The organism is Candidatus Zixiibacteriota bacterium (assembly GCA_021159005.1).
In the GTDB taxonomy this organism is placed as follows: Bacteria; Zixibacteria; MSB-5A5; order UBA10806; family 4484-95; genus JAGGSN01.
This window is the reverse complement of record JAGGSN010000052.1, coordinates 38,255-60,695: the sequence shown is the minus strand read 5'-3', so window position 1 is coordinate 60,695 and position 22,441 is coordinate 38,255. Positions and strand designations below refer to the sequence as shown.

The following is a 22,441-nucleotide window of genomic DNA, read 5'->3' as shown; positions in this document are numbered from 1 at the left end:
GAATGACATCATTATAGCATCCGCCTAAGGCGGACAAAAGGCCGGACAGTAGTGATATATTTTGTACTTATAATAGATAGCGTAAGTTGCTATAATCACAGTGAAGCTTGAGATAAGTAAACGACTTGAAGAAAAACCAAAGAATACTAAGAAGGTAAAGCTATGGTAGTCGAAGCTGATCAGACTTTGGGTTGTTGTGGGCTTTCATGCCCTATGCCTATCATTAAGCTTGCTAAGGGGATTAAGAAAATAGACGCAGGTCAGGTGCTGGAGTTGCTTGCCACAGATACTAGTTCTAAAATCGATGTACCGGCATGGTACAAGAAAATGGGACATGATTTTTTGTAATCAGCTGAGGAAAAGGGATTGTATAAATTCTATATTAGTCGTGTTAAGTAAGGATACTATGTGAAAGCTTCAAAGACTAACGAGGAGGTTATTTATGGCTGAATCCAGCTTTGAAGAGAGAGGAATGAAACATTTATTTAGTACGATTTTTAGAAAGACATGGCCGATGCGGGTAGGTGGTATCCTTCTCGGAGTGGGTAACATCTGCCTATTCATCGTCCTAAGGGCATTGTCTCCAGGTATGAAGCAGAAAGTTTTTCTTTCTGGTGAAATAGGCTACGGACCAGCAATTATTATATTTCTGGTTATCATACTTTTATGGTATTTGTTCGTGAAGTGGAACGAAAGAACAGGAAAGTTCTCTGCAATATAGAAGGGAGTATATGTTATTGTTGGCTGGGTCATATATGGGAAAGTGTATATCGACAATAACAGTATTGTAATTACCGGTTTGCTAATTAATTAATAAGGAGAGACGATGACAAAGAAAATGTAGATGTTTTGTGGATTAAAAGAACCCTAGCGGCAGGATGAATGTTCGGGCTGGGTGTTGCTATGCTATAATAACGATCGACTGAAAGGAGATAAATAATGCAGAGATATATTACCTTGGTATCCTTCACCGAAGAGGGTGTAAGAAACTTGAAGAATACTTGTAAGCGGGCAAAGAGCTTTTCGGAAAAGGCAAAAAAGAAAGGCGTCCATATCAAGCAGACTTTTTGGACCTTTGGAAGATACGACATCGTCCATGTGTTTGAAGCACCCAATGATGAAGTGGCTGCTGCTATGAGCTTCACCCTAGGCTCTATGGGAAATGTTCGCACGGAGACCCTCCGCGCTTTTGATATAGAAGAGATGACAAGCATCGTGAAGGATGTTCATGAGCTGCAGATCGATCAAGGAACATTGAAATAGTTGGAGGAAAGGAGGGAAGAAAGAGATGTTAGCCCCGGGGATCTATTTTCCTGGCCGAGGTTTTGTGACCCATAGCCGTTCGTGAGTTGCAACTTCGGATAGCTTCTGCCCCGTGTCCTTTCCCAAAAACTCATCCATTCGAACGACCGTGGAACCGTGGGGCTGGCAGTGGAGTGAAACCGCCAAGAAAGGACGGATGTAGCCGATAGTGAAGCTAATCACTATTATGGAGAATTATAACCACTCATGTCATGAATTTTATAATGGGAATATTTGTCTTATTGATAAATCTTAAAGTTGAAAGGAAAATAAAGATAAGAAAGCTTATTTCAACCGTAGCCTCTATCGTGTGTCTTGTCTGTTTCATGGTAAATGCCAGAGCAGCAAAAATTGCCATTTAAGATGATGCTTTCCTTGATGTCCACGGGTTTGTACAGGGATAGCTGTATATGCCAATAGATCATGAGGAGAAAGAACCTACTATTGTTACTGACTTTTACTTGAAGCGTGTCTGACTCCTGTTTGGCGGTCAGATTACTCCGGATGTCAAGTTTTTTATTGGGACCCTCAACGGAAATATGGGCAAAAACAGCGACATGAGTGCACGCACACTGATTGCAGATGCGTGGGTGGAATATGTCATTAATGATTATTACAAGGTCAATGCTGGTTTGCTGAAACTGCCATTTTCAAGACACATGCAACAATCAGGTGCAAAACTGCACGTGCTTGATTTCCATGGCTCATTTCTAAAGAGGTCCGGGGCAGCAATGGTCACAGGGATATGGGAGTCATGGTAAGAGGACTACTGTTGGATAATCAAGTAGATGTTCGACTCGCTATCGTGGATGGTATAGAGTATAATAAGGAAGTAATCCCACCGGACACCACCGTATTAACAAACGAGGACGACATGCCACGCTTTGTTGGGCGCATTGACTACAATGTCTTTGATCCAGAGCCTGGTTACTTCTGGGCAGGCACATACCTTGGCAAAAAGAAGGTACTATCATTCGGTTTAAGTTTTGACCTCCAGCCCGGGGTAGGCGGTGATGAGGGCGATGAGCTTTACTATGCCTTTGCCTTTGATGCCTTTGCCGATATCCCCATGGGGAAACGGAATTATAGGTACCTTGAATGCCTATTATTTCGGTCCTGGCGGCATACATCCTGAGGGATTCGGTTTGTGGGGTGATTTTGGATATCGCATCAAGAAAATAGAACCCCTCGTTGCATTTGAATGGTATGCACCAGATGAAGGCGAACAAGGCAAACGTCAGGAATTTCTGGGTGGTTTGAACTGGTGGATCCATGGACACAATGTCAATGTTAAGCTTCAGTTTGGCATTTGTAAACTGAACGGGACTGATGATTGGACAAAAACTGTAATTGCCCAGAGCCAAGTGTTTTTCTAAACGGATACTTCTCATTATTAATATCCGGCAAAAAAAAGGTATGGCAATCCTAATTTTATTAGGAGCTTCCCCAAAAATTATAAGGTGAAAAGAGATTTAGCTGATTTTTAGGAAAATTTCTGCAATTTTTGTCTTGACAAGTATCTATAACAACATATATTGGTCGATTGTTGTTGTGACAAAAAGGCCAGTGTGATTGCATTGGATAAAAGATAGGTAGTTACTAGTTTGTTAATAAATCAATAAGGAGAGTAGTGATGGCAAAGAAAATGGTGGTTTTTTGTGGATCGGACGAACCTCATAAGGCGTTCCCTCCGTTCATGCTGGGCGCAGGTGCTCAAGCTATGGACATGGAATTGATGCTATTTTTCACCATGAATGGATTGAATATCGTCCGCAAGGGAGGTGCCGAGAAGATCAAGCTTGAGGGCATGTCAATGACACTTCCAGAGTTCATAAATAACGTCCGTGAGGGTGGCGCCCAGCTCGTGGCCTGCTCAGCGGCTTTTCCTATCGTCGGTTGCAAGGAAGAAGATCTGATTGAGGGTGTCGAATGCGGCGGTGTGGCAACATTCGTGGACGAGGCGGAAGCTGCAGACACAGTATTGACGTTCTGCTGAACCAACGATTCCGAGTGAGATTGTGGCCGTCCGGCCGCAGCAGCAATCACAACCGCAGTTTTTTTAATCAGCGGCAAAGAAAATAAAATAAATGGAGGAAATATAATGGCAACTCCCGAAGAACTCAATCAGCTTACACCGGATAAAAAAGTAGATGCTAGAGGTACACCCTGCCCGGGTCCCCTATTGGAAGCAAAACGGGCGATTACCTCGGTGCCTGTAGGCGCGGTGATGGAAGTGCTCTCCGCGGATCAGAGCACCAATAAAGACATTCCCCGCTGGGCTAAGAAGATTGGTCACGATTACCTCGGTACAGTCGAGGAAGCCGGCTACTGGCGCATCTTTGTAAAGAGAGGAAAATGACCATGGAGAAAGGCGGCGGTGCTGCCAGGGAGCAGTTGCAGCCGAGAATTCTCATTTTCTCGACGGTGTTCATCTCCGACATAGGGATCGACATGGCGGGCAGTTCGCACATGCACTACCCGCCATCCTGCATTGCCATTCCGCTTCCCTGCTCCAGCAGCATCAAGCCGGAGTGGATCCTGTACGCACTCCAGCATGGCTTTGATGGGGTGTTTGTCGCAGCCGACGGGACCGACTGCCCGTTCGTCCCTGACTGCACAGACAGGACCGCAAAGATCGTAGGTGATGGGCAAAAAATGTTGAAAGAGCACAATATCAAGGCGGATCGTGTCAAGATGGCAGCGATCTGCTCTGTGTGTGCTGAACCTTTTGTAAAACACATGAACAACTTCTTGGAAACTCTCAAGAAGCTTGAACCAGTACAGGGAGCAAACCGAAATGGACTATGACATCCTCGTTGTGGGGGGTGGAATCGCGGGTATGGAATCTGCGCTCACGCTCGGCGACATGGGCTACTCTGTGCTCCTAGTGGAGAAGGAGCCCACCATTGGCGGCAAGATGATCCTGTTGAGCAAGGTTTTTCCCACCCTGGACTGTGCCAGCTGCATTGCTACCCCCAAGATGGCCTCTACTTTTCATCATCCGCAGGTGACCACCATGACTTACACGGAAGTGGACGACATTCTTAAAACCCCGCAGGGCACTTTCCGGATAAGCCTTACCAAGAAATCCACATATGTAGATTTCGGCAAATGCACCGGCTGCCAAAAGTGTGAGTTTGCCTGTACGGTTGCGGTGCCGGACCAGTTCAACTTTGATCTGGTGGGCCGACGGGCCGCATACATTCCATTTCCCCAAGCCGTCCCCAAGAAAGCAGTTATAGAGAAGCAGGGCTCGTCGCCATGCAGTTTTGCATGTCCGGTCGGTATGAAGCCTCATGGATATGTTTCTCTCATTCGAAGTGGTCTTTTCGAAGAGGCAATGGATCATATTATGAAAGTCACTTCAATCCCGGGGAGCTTGGGGCGCACTTGCCCAGCGCCGTGCGAGAGTGAATGCACGCGAGGGGAACTTGAAGGTACCGTTCCAATAAGGAAGCTCAAGCGATTCGCTGCGGACTACTACTACGATAAGTATCCTCAGCCCAAGTATGGTCCCCCTAAGGAAAAGTTTGACAAAAAGGTGGCGGTGGTGGGTAGCGGCCCTGCAGGGCTGACTGCGGCATACCATCTGGCCAAAAGCGGCTATCAGGTAACAATCTTCGAGGCCGAAAAAGAGCCAGGCGGTATGTTGAGGGTAGCCATTCCATCGTATCGGCTTCCCAGAAACGTAGTGGATCGCGACATCAAGAACGTAACTGCTCTTGGCGTAGAAATAAAGACCGGCCATTATGTGGAGAGTCTTGTCGGGCTCAAAGAAGAGGGATTCGATGCGGTGTTTGCAGCCATCGGAGCAACACAAGACATAAAGATGAAGATTGATGGAGAGGATTTGAGAGGGGTGATAGGTGCCGTCAATTTTCTCAAGAGCGTAAACAAAGGGGACAAGGTCGATCTCAGCGGTAAGACAGTGATGGTGGTTGGGGGTGGAAATGTTGCCATCGACTCTGCTAGAGTGGCTCGCCGTCTGGGGGCAAAGAAGGTCTTTATCCAGTATCGGCGGAGCCGGGCCGAAATGCCCGCCTTCGAGGATGAGATCGAGGATATGATTGAGGAGGATATCGAGCTTCAGTATCTCAAGACACCGGTACGATTCATCGGAGAAAAAGGCAAACTGACTAAGGTAGAATCTATCGATATGAAGCTTGGAGATTCGGATGGAAGTGGCCGGAGAAGGCCTGTACCCGTAGAAGGCTCCGAGAGCAGTATGAAAATTGACTTATCCATCATTGCAATTGGCCAGCGGCCGGATATAGCTACTCTTATTGAAAATGATGAGCCGAAGCTAACGCGTTGGAATACGCTGGTGGTCGACTCGACTACGCTTGAGACGAACATACCCGGCGTATTCGCCGGTGGTGACGTGGTCTCTGGGCCAGCAACCGTGGTGGAGGCAATAAACGCTGGAGCTCGCGCTGCCGAGTACATGGGGCGCTATCTGAGAGGGGAGCAACTCCCCGGGAAGCCGCTCGAACAACCATTGCCCGTGGTCGACCAGAAAGAGGTGCTCAGAAGACAGAAAGAGTACCAAAAGCTCTCTCTGGTCGGGAGGAATAAGCTGCCTCCAGGGGAACGGGTGCTTGATTTCCGCGAGGTGGAACTGCCGTTGACTGAGGACGAAGCCCGCTACAGCGCCAACAGATGCCTTGATTGCGGTGGTTGCTCGGGGTGCGGCCAGTGCATTAGCGCTTGTCCGGCTGATGCTATCGATATGAGCATGCAAGACGAGAAACAAAAGCTGGAAGTGGGATCGGTAGTGATCTCGACTGGCTTCGAGCTCTTCGATGCAAACCTCAAGGTCCAATACGGATTCGACCGTTTCCCAAACGTGATTACAGCCATGCAGATGGACCGGCTCCTCGCACCGACCCGGCCGTATAACACTGTCCTCAGGCCGTCAGATGGGAAAATCCCCGACAACATAGCCTATGTTCTCTGTACGGGTTCGCGCGATTGCCAAGTGGGCAACGAGCTATGCTCTCGAGTATGCTGCATGTACTCCATAAAGCAGGCCCAGCTGATCATGGGTACCTTGCCTCTGGCGGATGTGACCATCTATTTCATTGATATACGGGCTTTCGGCAAGGGATTCGAAGAGTTTTATCAGCAGGCCAAGCAAATGGGTATTTACTTTGTCAAGGGCAAGGTAGCTAAGATGGAGCAAGTCGATAATGGGAACATAATAATCCACCATGAAAAAATCGATGGTACTGATGGAAAGGTGGAGCATACAGAGCACGATATGGTGGTCCTCTCTGTAGGAATGCTGCCCAACCAGGAAGCCTTGAGCCTCTTGTCCGGCGACAAACTCGAGGCGGACAGTCATCATTACGTTAAGGAAGTGGACGAAGATCACAGCCCTGCCCAGACGAGCGTGGAAGGAGTCTATGTAGCAGGATCATCTTCAGCGGTAATGGATATCCCCGATACCATCCTTCATTCTGGAGCAGCCGCGGCGCTGGCCGCTGCCCACGTCGAAAGGGTAAAGACATGAGCGAGAGAAGAATAGGCGTTTATATCTGCTACTGCGGCGGCAACATCTCTGATTACGTGGAAGTTGAGAAAGTTCGGGATGCAATAGAAAATGAAGAGGGTGTAACAGTAGCAAAGACGACCATGTTTGCTTGCTCTGATGCAGCCCAGCAGGAAATGATAGATGATATCAATGAATATAAGTTAGATGGTCTGGTGGTAGCCTCGTGCTCACCGACACTTCACCTGTTTACCTTCCGTGGTGTGGCAGAGCGGGCGAAACTAAATTCTTATCTGTACATTCAGGTCAATCTGCGGGAGCAGTGCTCCTGGGCTCACACAAATCTCCCCGAACAGGCCACCGAGAAGGCGATTTATATGGTCAAGGCTGGCATCGCCAAAGCGCGTTTAACCCAGCCTCTGGAGAAGACCAGGATTGATACGGTTTCTAAAACGCTGGTGGTTGGGGCAGGTATTTCCGGGTTGCGCGCGGCTCTAGCGCTTTCCGACTTGGGTATCAGTGCCTTCGTGATCGAAAAGACTGATCGCATTGGCGGTTGGATTGGCGGATTTAACAGGATGTACCCCCACGATCGGCGTGGAAACGAACTGGTCGCGGAACTAAGCGAGGAAATCAATAACAGAAAAAATATCAAAATATTTACCGAGGCTGAACTGGTAAAGAAATCTGGAAGCGTGGGTGATTTTGACGTGAAAATCAAGGTTAAGAACGAACAGATTTCCCTAAACGTGGGCTCGATAATCGTGACTACGGGCTTTACCCTGTATCAACCAGCCGAGGGCGAGTATGCGTATGGCACCAGTGGTGTGTTGACGCTGCCCGAGTACAAGGAGCTAATTGACAGTTGCAAGGGTGAATTAGTCTATCAAGGCAAGCCCGTGAAAGATGTGACCTATATTTACTGTGTGGGTAGCCGAGATCAATCCGGAGAAAAAGCGCACGAATATTGTTCAAGATACTGTTGTAATGCTGCTATTCATGCGTCCTTAGTCTCGAGCGATTTATCATCAGAACTGCACCAGTTTCATCTCTTCCGAGACATTCGAACTTATGGCAAGTATGAGCTTCTCTATCAGGAAGCCCGCCAGAAGGGGGCGATGTTCATCAAGTTCGAAGAGGAAGCGCCTCCCCATGTAGAAAAGAGCAACGGGCGATTCCAAATTCAGGTCAAAGATGTCTTGACCTGCGGTGAAGAACTCGAAATCGAAAGTGACTTGGTAGTTCTGGTTGTTGCCATGGAGCCTCGTTCCAACCAAGCTCTGAATGATGTGCTCAAGTTACCGGTTTCGCTGGACGGCTTCTTCAAGGAGGTTCATCCCAAGTTGCGGCCGGTGGAGACAGTCATTGACGGGGTCTTCATCGCCGGCGCAGCCCAGGCTCCCCGCAACTCCGCTGAGAGCGTTACCTCGGCGTTGGCCGCCACCTCCAAGAGCGCCTCCCTGCTTAAAAAGGGTTACGTGGAGTTGGAACCATTGATCGCCATGGTAAACAAAGACGCTTGCATCTGGTGCGACAAATGTACCGAAGCCTGCCCGTACTCCGCAATCGAGAAGGTCAGCTTTGGAGAGAAAGAGGTTGCCGAGATCAACACAGCGCTGTGCAAGGGGTGTGGATGTTGCGTGCCTGTCTGCCCCAAAGGCGCCCTGTATATCAAGGGTTACACGGATCAACAGGTACGGGCGATGATCGACGCTATGGAGGCCAGCTATGAATGACAAAGTACGAGATCTCCGAGAAGTGATAAGAGAAGAGATGCTCATGCGGGACAAGGTGTTGGCCGTTTTAAGCAAAGGGCCTAAGACCGTTCCGGAAATCGCAGAAGCCATGGGTTTTCCCGTGCACGAGGTGATGTACTGGGTCATGGCCGCCAGGAAGTACGGCTACATCGAGGAAAGCCAGGAACCGAACGAAGATGACTACTACCAGTATATTCTGGTGGAGAGTAGGTAGAGGGATGACAGAAATAGCGAAGGTAAATCCGGATTTTGTAAAAAAGGTAACTTCGTCAGTGGAGTTTAATGCCACAGCTTGCATGAATTGTGGGGTCTGCAGCGCTGTGTGTCCCATGGAGATCGAGTTGCTTCCCCGCAAGCTCTTCAGATATGCCCTGTTGGGCCTGGAGGACAAGGTGCTTGAGAACACGAACACCATATACCAGTGCTTGCTGTGTAAGACATGCGAGGCGAACTGCACGGCCGACGTGCATATCGCAGAGAACGTGAGATTCTTACGCAGCTATATCAGTAAAGAGATATTCAAGCTTTAGCGAAGGAGAAACCTTATGCCTCTTCCCACCGGCAACGTAATCGGACTCATGATGGACAACCTCAAAAAGAGGAAAACTGTATTTCCCATTTCTCAAAAGAGGTCTATCGAGTGGGCCAAGAATCTTGACATACCCGAAGGCGGCGAGAAAATAATTTATACCGGTTCGATGTATCAACTGTTGCCCTACATGATTGCCGCGGTGAGGAATATGGGGCTCATAGAGGATTCTTTTCTCGGCAAGTTCGTTGGTGTGGGCAGGTTTTTCAACAGGATGTTCAATGTGTCAGCATTCATCTCCATACCTTCAAGGGCTAATGTGAAGAGCTACAGGCAGATCATCCGCAACATTGCCATATTGTTGAAGCAGGCGGGAGTGGAGTTCGGCTACCTGTACAAGAAAGAGCTTTACGCCGGCACTCTCGCATACGACTTGGGCGCGGACGACACTTTTCGTATGCAAGCCCAGCGAGTCTATAACCTGCTGAAGGAGAACGGTGTCCGCTCCGTGATCACCATTGATCCCCATACCACAAATATGTTGCGCTCTGTGTACCCAACCGTTATCGATGGCTACGACATTGAGGTCAAAAGCTACTTGGAGGTTCTGGCTGCCAGCAACGGTCTTCAGCCGCTCCACAGCATCGAAAAGGAAATCACGGTCCACGACTCCTGCGTGTATGCACGTTATGAAGACGTAATTGAGGAGCCAAGACAGCTGCTAAGGCGGGCAGGTTACACGGTAAAAGAGCCGGAGGACAACGGGAAGCTGACCCATTGCTGTGGAGGCCCCATAGAATCGCTCTTCCCCAAAATATCCCATAAAATCGGCGAGAAGAGAGTGCGGCAGTTAAAGAATGCCAACGGGCAAGGCGTAGCCACCATGTGTCCGATCTGCATGGCTACCCTTAAGGAGGCATCCAATAAGGAGTTAGAGATTGACGATATCTCTAGTTTCCTTATGAAGGCTTTCTGTGAAGTAGAAGAAAAACCCTAAAAGAAAACAAGCGCTGAAAACAAGCGTAGTGAACCATAGTATACACGATACGCACCTGCCCGGCGATCGGAGAGTTGAGGGGCAAGATGGCAGTAGACATCGTCGGGTTTAACGAGTGGATTGATGAGGATGAATTAGACCTTGTTCGATGAAAAAGAGTTACTAGACAATATCTGTGCCCAGATGATCAGCGTTATGGCTGATGCGGTGATTCTGGTCAACCCGGATGGGATAGTCACTAAGGTAAATCAGGCAACCCTATCCTTACTGCACTACAGCGAGGAGGAGATCCTCGATTACCCGGTTCAAAAGATCCTGAGTACCTCGCAGGACAAAAAGACCGAGTTGCCCCCGAAAGACATGATAGACAAAAACCTACTCAATGAGGTCATGGCCAATATCGAGGGCTTCATGTTGCCCAAGGAAGGGAAACCGATACCCATCTCGCTGAGGAGTTCCTCTTTGAAAAACGATTCCGGTGATGTGTCCGGAATCGTGCTGGTAGCCCGCGATCTCAGGCCGACGAAGAAACTGATTGCCGAGGCGGCGATGGCTGAGGCAGAACGGCACAAGCGCAAGGAGCTGCAACAGGCCTATAACGAGCTTAAGCAGCTGCAGGAGCAGCTGATCCAGAGCGAGAAGATGGTCTCCCTCGGCCAGATCGCGGCCGGCGTAGCCCATGAGATTAATAACCCCATCAGCGGCATCATGGTTTATCTGCACACGCTTGCAAAGGATCTCGAAAACGACCAGTTCGACAGAAAGCAGGCTTTGAAATTTCTCACCGACTCCAAACATGAGCTCACCCGATGTTCCAGAATCATCAAGAGCCTGCTGGATTTCTCCCGCCAATCCTATCCGATGCTTGCACCTGTGAATCTCGGCAACATTTTAGACGAGACCTTCAGCATATTAGGTCACAAGGCAAATCTGCAGGACATCAAAGTGATCAAGCATATTGACCCAGAACTTCCTCAGATCCAGGCGGACATGGACCAGTTGAAGCAGGTCTTTTTCAATCTTATTCTCAACGCAATCCAGTCCATGCCCCAGGGAGGCCGGCTGACCATCCACGCCGCGCAGGTTGACGACAAGGAGAGGCTGGCCAAAGACCCCATGCCAGTGCGGATAGACATAGAGGATACGGGCTGCGGGATAGCCGAGAATAACATCGGCAAACTGTTCACCCCATTCTTCACGACCAAGGAAAAGGGGAAAGGGGTCGGACTTGGCCTGGCCGTGTCATACGGAATCATCAAACGCCACGGGGGCGACATCCGCGTAATGAGTTCCAAAGAAAAGGGTACTACATTCAGTATCTTTCTGGGGCATGAGAATAAACAGAAAAAGGAGGACAATAGCGGGGGTGTCCAATGAAATCAGCAGTGCGGATCATGGTGGTGGACGACGAGAAGATTGTCCGCGAATCTCTCTCGGTGTGGCTTAAGAAATTTGGCTACGAAGTCGTACCGGTAGAAGGCGGTAAGGAGGCGCTGGATCTCCTGGATCGCGAGGAGTGGAGTATTCTGCTCGTGGATCTAAAAATGCCCCGCATTGACGGAATCGAAGTACTCCACAAGGTACTGAAAGCGAAACCGGACATTCCGGTTATCATCTTTACAGCATATGCCACGGTTGAGACAGCGGTTGAGGCGATGAGGGTCGGCGCCTACGACTACCTGATCAAACCGATTGATCCCGACATGCTGGCCTTGAAACTGCAGAAGATCGTCGAGAAGCAGAATCTTGCAGATGAAAACATCATGTTGCGCGAGAAGATTGATGCCATCTACGAGTTCGACGAGATCATCGGTAACAGCAAGCCCATACAGAAGGTACTGGAGATGGTCGGCTCAGTGGCCGCTAGCGATGCGACGGTACTTGTTACCGGCGAGAGTGGAACCGGCAAGGAGTTGATCGCCCAAGCCATCCATCGCAACAGCGAGCGCCGCTATAAACCTTTCATAGGAGTCTCCATCGGCGCATTGCCCGATACTATGGTGGAGAGCGAGCTGTTCGGACATGATAAAGGTGCCTTCACTGGAGCAGACCATGCACGTATGGGAAGGTTCGAACTCACCGACGGCGGCACACTGTTTCTGGACGAGGTAGGCGACATGAGCCCCAAGGTGCAGGTTGACCTGTTGCGGGTGCTGGAGGAAAAGGCTTGCTACCGGCTGGGCGGCAATCGCAAGATACACACAGACGTGAGGGTGATCGCCGCTACGAACAAGAATCTGAAGAAAAACATTGAGGAGGGCACCTTCCGCGAAGACCTCTACTTCCGTCTTAACGTCGTCGGAATTCACCTGCCTCCGCTGAGGGAAAGAGGAGATGACGTTCTCCTTCTGGCCGAATACTTCCTGAAGAAGTTTTGCATGAAGATGAACAAAAAGAAGGAAGGATTCTCCCCAAAGGTGATCGAGATATTCTCGAGATACAAATGGCCCGGCAACATTCGCGAGCTGAAGAATGCCATTGAGAGGGCTATAGTAGTGGGCAAAGAGCCGTTGGTTCAACTGCGGGATATGCCTTTCGGCGGCGGTCAGGAGTTCCTCCCCGAAGAGAAAGCAGAGATGAGCCTGAGGGAGGCGGAGAAAAAGCACATACTGAGAGTGCTGGATATGACTGGCTGGAATGTTACCCGCTCCGCCCGCTTGCTTAAAATCGACAGAGCCACGCTGTACAACAAGATCAAAAATTACAACCTATCCAAGCCCAAGCGCCGACACTGACAGAGCCTAGCCAATGATGCCGATGTGCGAACCTCCGGTCAAGCTCTGCATCGTTTCACTTGGAAATACTCCTGACGATGCGGAGGAGAGAGCTTGTTCTGCAGTCCGGTCCTGCTTCGAGCTAAACTGCGATATTCTCTCCCCCGAGCCGCGTCCCGATTTCGCCCTGGATGACACACGTGATCAATACAACTCCCTGAAAATACTGGAATGGTTGGAAAGCAGGTTTCCGCGACCCGACCAGTGGATTCTCGGTATCACTAATGTCGATATTACTATTCCTGTGTTGACCTTCATCTTCGGGCAGGCCAGGCTTTGTGGACGCAGCGCAGTAATTTCCACCTTCCGGTTAAGCGAGGAATTTTATGGGCGCCCAAACGACACGATGATACTCCTGTCACGAGTGGAGAAAGAGGCCATCCACGAGGCGGGGCATATGCTGGGTCTTACTCACTGCTTGGACCGCAACTGTGTAATGTACCCCTCCAATAGCCTGGCTCAGACCGATTTGAAATCAACTAGGCTTTGTTCTGAATGTCGCTCAAATCTTTATCCTTGATTCTCGGCAGGACCATCCGGTCCGGATCAAGCGAATGTGTGAATATCGCGACAGTGCCGTAGAAATATTCGGCAATTAATAGTATCTCCAACGTTTTCATGCAGTTACAATCAGACAAAAGCCCATAGCACGGTCCATTACCGTAGTGATTTTCAACGCTTCGGTCCAACCATAGGGTCACCCGATGAGGCTGTTTTTGCTTTGTTTGCAAGCCTTTATTCCTCTTTCGGGGCATTGGCACGTAAATTGCTTATCTCTACTGTAGATGCAAACGAAAGATAAAGAAAAGAGGAGAAAAATATGCCACTGGTAACCATAAAAATCAACGGACATGAAGTAAAAGCAGAGGATCGGGAGCCAATCCTGAAGCCCATACGGGATATGGGTATCGATGTTCCTACCTTGTGTCAAATGGACGGGTTGGAGCCCTATGGCGTTTGCCGCATGTGCATCGTGGAGGTGAAACGCGGCAAGCGTACCAAGTTAGTGACCTCTTGCAATTTCCCCGCTAGTGAAGGTCTTGAGATTCGCACTAACACCGATGAAGTGCTCCGTAACCGTGCGCTGATGGCCGAGCTTCTCCTGGCCAGGTGTCCTGAGGTGAAGAAGGTACAGGAGATAGCGGCCTCGCTGGGCGTTACCAAGTCACGTTTCAAAACCATCGACGAGCCGAGCAGCTGCGTGCTGTGCGGATTGTGTGTCCGCGTATGCGACGAGATTGTAGGCGCATCCGCTATCGGCTTCGAGGGCCGCGGCGGCACTCGGGTGGTCGGAACGCCCTTCTATATACATCCTGAAGCCTGCATCGGCTGCGGCGCCTGTACTTATGTGTGCCCGACGGGAGCCATGCAGATGGAGACGGTGACAAAGGAGCGGTGGAAGAAGGAGCTTGGGGAAAGCCAGCGGCTCTGCCGGTACTCTCGCATGGGATTGATTTCCTACAAGGTATGCCCCAACAATTTCGATTGCGCCACCTGCGAGGTGGATCAACGTCTATTCGACGAGTTGGGGACGCATCCGGTCTTAGCTTTGGCGCCCGGTCTGCGCCAGCGGCCCAAGCAAGTTAGCCATTTCACTCTGATAGAAGACCGCAATTATTACCAAGGCCACACTTGGGCAAAGATCTCGAAAGAACACGCACGCGTGGGACTGGACGATTTCGCCCAGAAAATCATTGGAGGCATTACCAAGATAGCGCTCAGAGCTATGCCGGGCGATTTGGTACACCGCGGAGACCCAGCCCTGAATGCATCCAGCAATGGGCACCGTGCCACCATGCTCTTCCCTATATCGGGCAGGATAATCCACATCAATCCCGCCTTAGAGGATAATCCCTCACTTATCAATGAGGACTGCTACGACCGGGGTTGGCTCTATACGATGGAGCCGGCGAATTCTTACAAGGATGCGAGTAGTCTCATCGGTCCGGACAAAGCCAGCCAGTGGACTCAAGACGAGTCGGACTCCCTGTTCAGCGTCTTGACTGAGTGCGAAAGCGCTGCATTGTCCGACGGCGGCGAGTTGCTGCAAAACTTTTCCAGAACTCTCGATAAGGAGAGCTGGAACCGGCTCACCGATATGTTTTTTTCGGGAGCCAAATCGAGCTAGGAAGCTCAGGAGGTAAGTCATGTCTGGGAAACAAGCGAATAAAACGGAATTGACGCCCACCTCGGCCAGACAGTGTGTGTGGGTTGACGCGGGCGTTATCTCATACAGGCTCTGCACGCTTAATTACGAGTGCGAGCGCTGTTCCCTGCATCAGGCACTGGTCGACGGGCCGGTGCTGGTTCAACCGCATGCTTCCCCATCCCCAAATTGGGAGGAGGTCGAGAAGCGACGCGCCGAGTTCGAAGAGTTTTTCAAGAAACTGCCCGCCTCGGCACGCAAATGCCGCTACATGTTGACAGGGGAAATTTCCTACAAGTTGTGTCTCAACGGGTTCAACTGCGCTAATTGCTCTTTTCAGCAGATGATGGAGGACTCGGCCGAACCAGACTGGAGTCTTCCCGCCGATGATTCGCACTTGATTGAAGGTTTCCGTTTTCCCCAAGGGATGCACTATCACAGAAACCATGCCTGGGTTCGCGTAGAACGCGACGGCGATGTTCGCGTGGGCCTGGACGACTTTGGGCAGTGGCTAATAGGCTCCGTCCGGGGTGTGCGGCTGCCGAGTCCTGGCGAGACCGTTTTCGAGGGTACGCCAGTCTGTGATATCCGCCTTGATACTGGGCGGATTAGCTTCCTGGCACCGGTATCAGGACAGGTTATCGCAACAAACGAAAGGCTGCTGGAACAGCCGGGGCTGTTGAACCAGTCGCCATACGTCAGCGGGTGGCTGTTCATGATAAAACCCCTCGATCTACCGTCAGGGCTGGTGAACCTCCTGTACGGGGAAAGAGCAAGAAAGTGGATAGAGCAGGAGATTGGACGGATCAAGGAGAAAATAAATGGCGGGGACGTTAGACAGAAGAACATCCATGAATTAGAGAAGAATGCGCCTTGGCGGGAAAATCTTATTGATGAAATGGTAGGCGAGTTCCTGCTGGCAAAGCTGAAGAAGGTAGCATGAAAGGAAACCACCAAAAGGAAAAGGAGAAAGTTTAATGGAAACGCAGATAGCCAAACCGGATAACATACTTGACAACATATTGACCCGATGGAAACGTGATAAAAGCAATCTGATTGAGATACTCCAGGATGTTCAGGAGCGCTACCGCCACATCCCAATGCATATTGCCAGAACGCTCGCCGAAGAGCTGGATGTACCCCTGAACCGCATCTTCCACATCGCCACGTTCTACAAAGGCTTCACACTCAAGCCCAGGGGCAAGCACACCATCTGCGTGTGCACCGGCACGGCCTGTCATGTCAAGGGAGGAACCCGGATTCTCGAGAACATAAAGCGGGATCTTGGCGTGGAGGAGGGAGGAACAACAGAGGATCTTCTCTTCAGTCTCGAGTCCGTGCGCTGCGTGGGATGCTGCGGATTGGCTCCAGTGGTGACCATTGACGGAGAAGTATATGGCAACACCTCTTCGGTAAAAGTGAATAGAATCCTGAATAAGAAACGAAAAGCTGAGCAAGCATGATAACATCTTTTATGGAGGCAATAGATGGCCAAATTGAAAATTGAAGATCTCGACAAGATCATGGAGCAAAAAAAGAAAACTATGTCCCTGAGAGATGGGGCAGGGCGGGTCAAGATCACGGTGCACATGGGCACCTGCGGGATCGCGGCCGGCGCACGGAAAATAATGGCCGAGGTCATGCGCTGCGTGGAGGAGGTAGATGCCAGCGACATCATCGTCACCACCTCTGGCTGTGCGGGTTTCTGCAGTCGCGAGCCAATGATGACTGTCGAGGTAGTCGAGCAAGCCCCTGTAAAATACGTGGAGCTTGATAAAAAGAAGGTAGCTAAAATTTTCGACGAGCATGTTATGAAGGGAAACGTCGTCAAAGATTATGCCCTGGCAATAGGAAGCGAGCAGACATTATGAGTACAATGCCAATCAATAACGTAGAGGGAAAGTCATCTGTTGACAAGGAGTCGGACGGTTACCGCATGCATCTTATGCTCTGCGCCGGAACCGGCTGCGTCTCAAGCGGTTCTTACAAGATCAAGGACGCCCTGGAGCGTGAGCTGGCCAAGCACAATCTCACCGACGAGGTGACCGTGGTCATGACCGGATGCAATGGCTTCTGTGCCCAGGGGCCAGTCATGGTAGTCAAGCCGGACGAAATCTTCTATCAGCGTCTCAAAGAGAAAGACATTCCTCACCTTGTCGAAGAGCACATGCTCAAGGGCCGGCCGGTTAAGGAGCTAATGTACACGCCGCCAGCCGAAGAGTCTGTCGTACCTAAGATGAGCGATATCGGTTTCTTTAAAAAGCAGCGCCTTCTCGCACTTCGCAACCGCGGCCTAATTGACCCGGAGGTGATTGAGGAGTATATCGCCAGGGGTGGTTACAAAGCCTTGGCCAAGGCGCTTGCCGAAATGAAACCCGAGGAGGTTGTCCGGGAGATGATTGCTTCTGGACTTCGCGGGCGCGGAGGCGGGGGCTTCCCTACCGGTATCAAGTGGAAAACATGCCGTGAGACACCCGGAGAACCTAAATACGTCGTCTGCAACGCGGACGAAGGCGATCCTGGCGCATATATGGACCGCAGTATCATCGAGGGGGATCCTCACTCTGTGCTGGAGGGCATGATCATTGCCGCCTATGCCATCGGATCCAGCAATGGATATATCTACATCCGCCATGAGTACCCCCTTGCCCTCAAGCGTCTGGAAAGAGCTATCGCCGACGCGCGCGAGTACGGCCTTCTGGGCAAGAATATCTTCGACCGGGGCTTCGATTTCGATGTCACCATCCATTGTGGAGCCGGCGCCTTCGTGTGCGGCGAGTCCACGGCCTTGATGGCTTCCATGGAAGGTAGAGTTGGCGAGCCGCGCGCTAAGTACATTCACACCGTAGAACACGGCCTGTGGGACCGACCCACCAGCCTTAACAATGTAGAGACCTATGCCAACGTGCCTTTGATTATTCTGCGCGGCGCCAAGTGGTTTACCTCCATCGGCACCGGCGACGTTGCCGACAATCCCTGGGGCGGCAGCAAAGGCACCAAAGTTTTCTCCCTGGTGGGCAAGGTCCAGAACACCGGGTTGGTAGAAGTAGCCATGGGGATAACCCTGCGGGAGATTATCTTCGACATCGGCGGCGGGATTCCCAACGGCAAAAAGTTCAAGGCGGTGCAGACCGGCGGGCCTTCGGGCGGAGTGATTCCGGAAAACCTGCTCGATCTGCCGGTTGATTTCGACCAACTTACCAGAGTAGGCTCAATGATGGGCTCAGGCGGCATGATAGTAATGGACGAGGACGACTGCATGGTGGACATTGCTCGATACTTTATCGAATTCCTCGTTGGCGAGTCATGCGGCAAATGCCTGCCGTGCCGAGAGGGACTGATGCAAATCAACAAAATGCTTAATGATATCTGCAGCGGCCAGGCCCAAGAGGGAGTCCTTGAGCTGCTGGAACAAACCTGTAATATGGTTGCAAGCTGTTCGCTCTGTGCCTTGGGTGGATCAGCGCCCAATCCTGTACTGAGCACACTTAGATACTTCCGAGATGAGTACGAAGCCCACGTCCGGGATAAGAAGTGTCCGGCCGGGTTATGCAAGGACCTTATCACCTATTACATCGACCCTGAGAAGTGCACCGGTTGTATGCTGTGTGCAAGAAATTGCCCGCAGAACGCCATTGAGGGCGAAAAGAAAAAGATCCACAAGATAAATACTGATCTGTGCATCAAGTGCGGCATCTGTCGAGATGTATGCAACAAGGATGCGGTTATGGTAAAATGAGGTTGTTTGTGCAGCGCCGGCGTAAATCACATTGGCCTCTGCGTTGGTCCTGCCCAAGATTGCTGCGTGAAAAGACTTTATTTGTCGGGTCAGGAAAACATGCTATATGAATTCTCAAAAAGGTTTCAGAAACGATTCGAACGCTGGGGCAGATGAGAAAAGGTCGCAACAAAAATCGCGTCATTCCCGTGAAAACTGGAATCCAGACATATTGTGAGCGCAATGAAGGCTGGATCTTTGTTTTCGCGGAGATGACAGAGCGTAAATATTTCCATCTTTTGGCGCAGTCTCAGAACTCGCCGCCGCGAGTTGAAAATCCGTCGAAAGGGAACCGCCCACATTTCGGAAATTATTGTTGAGGACAGTTCTATTATATGGTAGTGTGTTGTTGTGAATTGGAAAAGGACAATATGGTTCCGACTGAGCATAGGCTTCATTGCGATCATCCTGGTGAGCAATGTCGTGCTGTTTCTGATTACCATGTTCAGCGTCAGTGGGATCATCATTGAGGAAGTGCAAACTCGAGTGTGCATGGACCTCAACTCCGCCTGCAAGATATTTAAAGAACACACAGACGATATTTGTCTCCTGCTTCGGGCAACCTCAATGCGCCGAAGTGTCCCCGTTCCGCTTGAAAGCTGGGATAGGGAAGATTTGCACAGACTCCTGCGGAGCATCTGGCAAGTGGGAGAGTTAGACATGCTCTCCCTGTTGGATACGAATGGCAAGGTTATCTACCGCGAACATAATCCGGGACAGATGGGGGACAATATTTCCCATAACCCGATAGTGGCCCGGGCTCTGAGGGAGAAAAAATGTATCCGGGGCACGGCGATCGTAACGTATGAGGAGTTGGAAAGAAAATCTGCCGATATGCTGCGTAGGGCGTCTCCTGAGATAAAGCTTGCCAAGGCCGACCAGTCCGGAGAAAAGAGTATACACCGCGATGGAATGGTCATCGGAGCGGCGGTTCCCATAGTGGACCTGCAAAAAGAGGGGAAAATTGTAGGATTCCTGTATGGAGCAAAACTCCTGAACCAGAGTTGCGAGATTGTCGATGAAATCAAAGAGGATCTGTACCAGGATGAGAGCTACCAAGGTATGGATATCGGAGCCGCTACGATTTTCCAAGGAAATATCCGTGTTTCCACCAGCTTAACGGGGAAGGATGGCTCGCGGGCCGTTGGTACGCGGGTGAGCACTGTAGTTTATGAAAAGGTGCTGAAAATGCAGAAAGCATGGGCCGACCGAGCCTTTGTGGTCGATGACTGGTACATCACCGCCTATGCGCCGATTCGTAACCCCGAAGATAAGGTCATTGGAATTTTGGGTGTCGGCGTAAGAGAAGAGGCGTTCCTCCACAACCGGAGACTCGCGGCGCGGATCTTTCTTGGCGTGATAATTTTCATGACCATAATCAGCTTAGTACTGCTGGCACTTGCGACCAGAACCATCCTACGTCCCATCGGGCGGATCATTAAGATGTCCGGCAAGATTGTGGTAGGCGACCTATCGGCCAGGGTAAATATACGGCCTCCCGGCGAAATGGGCATGCTCTGCTTGGCGATTGATCAAATGGCCGACGCCGTGGCACAAAGAGAGGAGACTCTTGAGCAGATAACTCGTCGACAGATTGGGGAGAGCAAGAAAATGGCATCAATAGGCCGAATGGCGGCGGGTATCGCCCATGAGATCAACAACCCGCTGACCGGATTACTGACCTTCGAACACCTGCTGAAGAGCGAGAAAGGTCTCAGCGATAAGGGAAAGGAATATCTCGAAATCATGTACAACGAGACCTCCCGAATGCGTGAAATCGTCATGGGATTGCTGAATTTTGCCCGTGAGTCCTCCTTGGAGATGAAGCCCTTAGATGTAAACGAGATGATTCAGCAATGGTTAAAACTTCTGCGCAACCAGAAAGAGTTCAAGGATATAACCATCAAGGAGAAATTCGCCGAGGGTCTGTCCAAAGTAAATGGAGATGCCAATCAATTGCAGCAGGTATTTGTCAATCTTTCTCTTAACGCCTGCGAAGCCATGCCCGAGGGTGGCATACTGTCAATTTCTACCTCGGAGAAAAATGGAAAGGTGCTGATCTCAATTGAGGATACGGGCTGCGGTATTAAGGAAGACCATCTTGAAATGATATTCGAACCGTTCTTTACGACCAAATCTGTTGGAAAGGGAACTGGTCTCGGTCTGAGTGTAAGCTATGCTATAGTAAGCAAGCATGGCGGAATCTTAAAGGTAGATAGTAAAGAGGGCGAGGGTACCGTCTTTACCATTAGCCTGCCCATTAAGTCAGGATGATGGCCTTGCCGTTAAACCCCGGATAGCTGACTAAAGAGGTAGCGATGCAGAAAAAATTCAGAATACTTGTTGTGGACGACGAGCTTTCCATCCGTATCTCGCTGGGAGATTTGCTAAGGCGCGATGGATACCGGGTGGAGGCAGCCGAGAGCGGCGAGTCGGCGTTGGAGATATTGAAGGCGCAGTCGTTCGATTTGCTGATGGTGGACGTCAAGATGCCCGGTATAGACGGTCTGGAGATGCTGAAGCGAGTAAAGGAAAACGATCCCGACACTACCGTGGTTATGATGACCGCCTATGGCTCTGTCGATTCTGCTGTCCAAGCAATGAAGCTCGGCGCCATTGACTACGTGGTCAAGCCGTTCGACCCGCTGAAGATAGGGACACTCGTCAAGCAAATTTTTAGGAACGAACTCATGCGGCGCGAGCATAAACTACTCAAGCATCAGATAAGAGTATGCGGCAGTTACGGACCGATTATCGGCCAGTCGTCAGCCATGCTGAAGTTGTTCGAACTCGTCGAGGACGTGGCCTCCACAGACTCGGTAGTGCTAATATCGGGTGAGAGTGGAACCGGCAAGGAGGTACTGGCACGCACAATCCACGAAAAGAGTCCCAGGTCAAAAGGGCTGTTCGTGGGCATCAATTTTGGTGCTTTCACAGAATCCCTCTTGGAGAGCGAGCTGTTTGGGTATGAAAAGGGAGCCTTCACAGGAGCCACTACGTCCAAAAGAGGTCTGTTGGAGATCGCCTCCGGAGGAACATTCTTTTTAGATGAGATAGGAAACGCAAGCCCAAAGATGCAGATCGATCTGCTCAGGGTGCTTCAGGAGCGAAAATTCCGGAGAGTCGGTGGACTTAGGGATGAGGATGTGGATTTCAGGGTACTCGCAGCCACCAACCGTGACCTGGAGGATGCCATAAAAGAGGGAAACTTCCGACAGGATCTCTATTACCGATTAAATGTCGTGCAGATTTGTATACCGCCTTTGCGGGAACGTAGGGATGACATTCCGATTCTGGCTAAACATTTCATGGAGGTTTTGCGCGTGCATTTGAACAAAAAGACCAGTTTGATTTCCCCTGAAGCTATGCACTATCTGGTCACCTATGACTGGCCCGGCAATGTCCGCGAGTTAAAAAATGCCATCGAGCGAGCGCTTGTAGTAGGCAAACAAAAATGGATTATGCCGGAGGACCTACCCCTCATGCTGCAGGAACCTAGCGGAGAGCCGATCGATGAGTCTCTCGATTCCCAAGAGAGAGACTACATTGTCAGAAAGCTCAAGCAGTACGAGTGGAACATAAGCCAGACAGCTCAGGCGCTGAAGATTGATAGGGGAACATTATACGCCAAAATCAAAAAATATGGGCTGTCCTGAGAGCAGCAAGC

General features: G+C 50.4%; 24 protein-coding genes. 23 read left to right on the top strand and 1 reads right to left on the bottom strand.

Annotation, left to right across the window (positions count from 1 at the left end; all coding sequences use genetic code 11):
* Positions 1 to 162: 162 nt before the first annotated feature.
* The 16 genes from J7K40_03460 to J7K40_03385 all read left to right on the top strand — a co-directional run bounded on the left by J7K40_03460 (position 163) and on the right by J7K40_03385 (position 13,370).
* The gene (locus J7K40_03460) at positions 163 to 348 is read left to right on the top strand and encodes a sulfurtransferase TusA family protein (GenBank protein MCD6161455.1); all 186 of its coding nucleotides are present in this window, start codon (positions 163 to 165) and stop codon (positions 346 to 348) included.
* A 94-nt stretch (positions 349 to 442) separates the two neighbouring features.
* Positions 443 to 721 (top strand): hypothetical protein, encoded by a 279-nt coding sequence (locus J7K40_03455; GenBank protein ID MCD6161454.1) that lies wholly within the window; start codon positions 443 to 445, stop codon positions 719 to 721.
* A 218-nt stretch (positions 722 to 939) separates the two neighbouring features.
* A complete protein-coding gene (locus tag J7K40_03450) occupies positions 940 to 1,263 on the top strand; it encodes a GYD domain-containing protein (GenBank protein MCD6161453.1) in 324 nt (107 codons plus the stop codon).
* Positions 1,264 to 1,841: 578 nt separating this feature from the next.
* On the top strand, positions 1,842 to 2,063 hold the full coding sequence (locus J7K40_03445; protein ID MCD6161452.1) for a hypothetical protein: 222 nt from the start codon (positions 1,842 to 1,844) through the stop codon (positions 2,061 to 2,063).
* Between the two features lie 261 nt (positions 2,064 to 2,324).
* On the top strand, positions 2,325 to 2,678 hold the full coding sequence (locus J7K40_03440; protein MCD6161451.1) for a hypothetical protein: 354 nt from the start codon (positions 2,325 to 2,327) through the stop codon (positions 2,676 to 2,678).
* 257 nt (positions 2,679 to 2,935) lie between these two features.
* Entirely contained in the window at positions 2,936 to 3,298 is a 363-nt protein-coding gene (locus tag J7K40_03435; protein ID MCD6161450.1) for a DsrE/DsrF/DrsH-like family protein, read from the top strand.
* 105 nt (positions 3,299 to 3,403) lie between these two features.
* Positions 3,404 to 3,661 carry a sulfurtransferase TusA family protein gene (locus J7K40_03430; protein MCD6161449.1) on the top strand — a complete coding sequence of 86 codons (258 nt, stop codon included), beginning with the start codon at positions 3,404 to 3,406 and terminating at the stop codon, positions 3,659 to 3,661.
* Positions 3,662 to 3,663: 2 nt separating this feature from the next.
* Positions 3,664 to 4,110 (top strand): hydrogenase iron-sulfur subunit, encoded by a 447-nt coding sequence (locus J7K40_03425; GenBank protein ID MCD6161448.1) that lies wholly within the window; start codon positions 3,664 to 3,666, stop codon positions 4,108 to 4,110.
* The gene (locus J7K40_03420) at positions 4,100 to 6,814 is read left to right on the top strand and encodes an FAD-dependent oxidoreductase (protein MCD6161447.1); all 2,715 of its coding nucleotides are present in this window, start codon (positions 4,100 to 4,102) and stop codon (positions 6,812 to 6,814) included. The genes J7K40_03425 and J7K40_03420 overlap by 11 nt, the downstream gene beginning before the upstream one ends.
* Positions 6,811 to 8,529, top strand: coding sequence for a CoB--CoM heterodisulfide reductase iron-sulfur subunit A family protein (locus J7K40_03415; protein ID MCD6161446.1), 1,719 nt, complete (start codon positions 6,811 to 6,813; stop codon positions 8,527 to 8,529). The genes J7K40_03420 and J7K40_03415 overlap by 4 nt, the downstream gene beginning before the upstream one ends.
* Positions 8,522 to 8,764: a MarR family transcriptional regulator gene (locus tag J7K40_03410; protein MCD6161445.1), complete on the top strand. Its 243-nt coding sequence runs from the start codon at positions 8,522 to 8,524 to the stop codon at positions 8,762 to 8,764. The genes J7K40_03415 and J7K40_03410 overlap by 8 nt, the downstream gene beginning before the upstream one ends.
* 13 nt (positions 8,765 to 8,777) lie before the next feature.
* Positions 8,778 to 9,080 (top strand): 4Fe-4S dicluster domain-containing protein, encoded by a 303-nt coding sequence (locus tag J7K40_03405; protein ID MCD6161444.1) that lies wholly within the window; start codon positions 8,778 to 8,780, stop codon positions 9,078 to 9,080.
* Positions 9,081 to 9,095: 15 nt separating this feature from the next.
* Positions 9,096 to 10,076 (top strand): (Fe-S)-binding protein, encoded by a 981-nt coding sequence (locus J7K40_03400; protein ID MCD6161443.1) that lies wholly within the window; start codon positions 9,096 to 9,098, stop codon positions 10,074 to 10,076.
* Between the two features lie 141 nt (positions 10,077 to 10,217).
* Entirely contained in the window at positions 10,218 to 11,453 is a 1,236-nt protein-coding gene (locus J7K40_03395) for a PAS domain-containing protein (protein ID MCD6161442.1), read from the top strand.
* Entirely contained in the window at positions 11,450 to 12,811 is a 1,362-nt protein-coding gene (locus tag J7K40_03390; GenBank protein ID MCD6161441.1) for a sigma-54-dependent Fis family transcriptional regulator, read from the top strand. The genes J7K40_03395 and J7K40_03390 overlap by 4 nt, the downstream gene beginning before the upstream one ends.
* 13 nt (positions 12,812 to 12,824) lie before the next feature.
* Entirely contained in the window at positions 12,825 to 13,370 is a 546-nt protein-coding gene (locus tag J7K40_03385) for an archaemetzincin family Zn-dependent metalloprotease (protein MCD6161440.1), read from the top strand.
* Here the strand turns inward: J7K40_03385 and J7K40_03380 are convergent.
* Positions 13,330 to 13,470: a hypothetical protein gene (locus tag J7K40_03380; protein MCD6161439.1), complete on the bottom strand. Its 141-nt coding sequence runs from the start codon at positions 13,468 to 13,470 to the stop codon at positions 13,330 to 13,332. The two genes, J7K40_03385 and J7K40_03380, sit on opposite strands and share 41 nt — an antisense overlap.
* A 200-nt stretch (positions 13,471 to 13,670) precedes the next feature.
* Here J7K40_03380 and J7K40_03375 point away from each other — a divergent pair, with 200 nt between their 5' ends.
* The 7 genes from J7K40_03375 (at position 13,671) to J7K40_03345 (ending at position 22,430) form a co-directional block, all read left to right on the top strand.
* On the top strand, positions 13,671 to 14,978 hold the full coding sequence (locus J7K40_03375) for a (2Fe-2S)-binding protein (GenBank protein MCD6161438.1): 1,308 nt from the start codon (positions 13,671 to 13,673) through the stop codon (positions 14,976 to 14,978).
* A 19-nt stretch (positions 14,979 to 14,997) separates the two neighbouring features.
* The gene (locus J7K40_03370; GenBank protein MCD6161437.1) at positions 14,998 to 15,939 is read left to right on the top strand and encodes a glycine cleavage system protein H; all 942 of its coding nucleotides are present in this window, start codon (positions 14,998 to 15,000) and stop codon (positions 15,937 to 15,939) included.
* Positions 15,940 to 15,973: 34 nt separating this feature from the next.
* Positions 15,974 to 16,459 (top strand): NAD(P)H-dependent oxidoreductase subunit E, encoded by a 486-nt coding sequence (locus J7K40_03365; protein ID MCD6161436.1) that lies wholly within the window; start codon positions 15,974 to 15,976, stop codon positions 16,457 to 16,459.
* A gap of 24 nt (positions 16,460 to 16,483) precedes the next feature.
* The gene (locus tag J7K40_03360) at positions 16,484 to 16,867 is read left to right on the top strand and encodes a (2Fe-2S) ferredoxin domain-containing protein (protein MCD6161435.1); all 384 of its coding nucleotides are present in this window, start codon (positions 16,484 to 16,486) and stop codon (positions 16,865 to 16,867) included.
* Between the two features lie 5 nt (positions 16,868 to 16,872).
* Positions 16,873 to 18,735, top strand: a complete 1,863-nt coding sequence (locus tag J7K40_03355) for an NADH-quinone oxidoreductase subunit NuoF (protein ID MCD6161434.1) — start codon at positions 16,873 to 16,875, stop codon at positions 18,733 to 18,735.
* A gap of 390 nt (positions 18,736 to 19,125) precedes the next feature.
* Positions 19,126 to 21,048 (top strand): cache domain-containing protein, encoded by a 1,923-nt coding sequence (locus J7K40_03350; protein ID MCD6161433.1) that lies wholly within the window; start codon positions 19,126 to 19,128, stop codon positions 21,046 to 21,048.
* A gap of 44 nt (positions 21,049 to 21,092) precedes the next feature.
* Positions 21,093 to 22,430, top strand: coding sequence for a sigma-54-dependent Fis family transcriptional regulator (locus tag J7K40_03345; protein MCD6161432.1), 1,338 nt, complete (start codon positions 21,093 to 21,095; stop codon positions 22,428 to 22,430).
* Positions 22,431 to 22,441 lie beyond the last annotated feature (11 nt).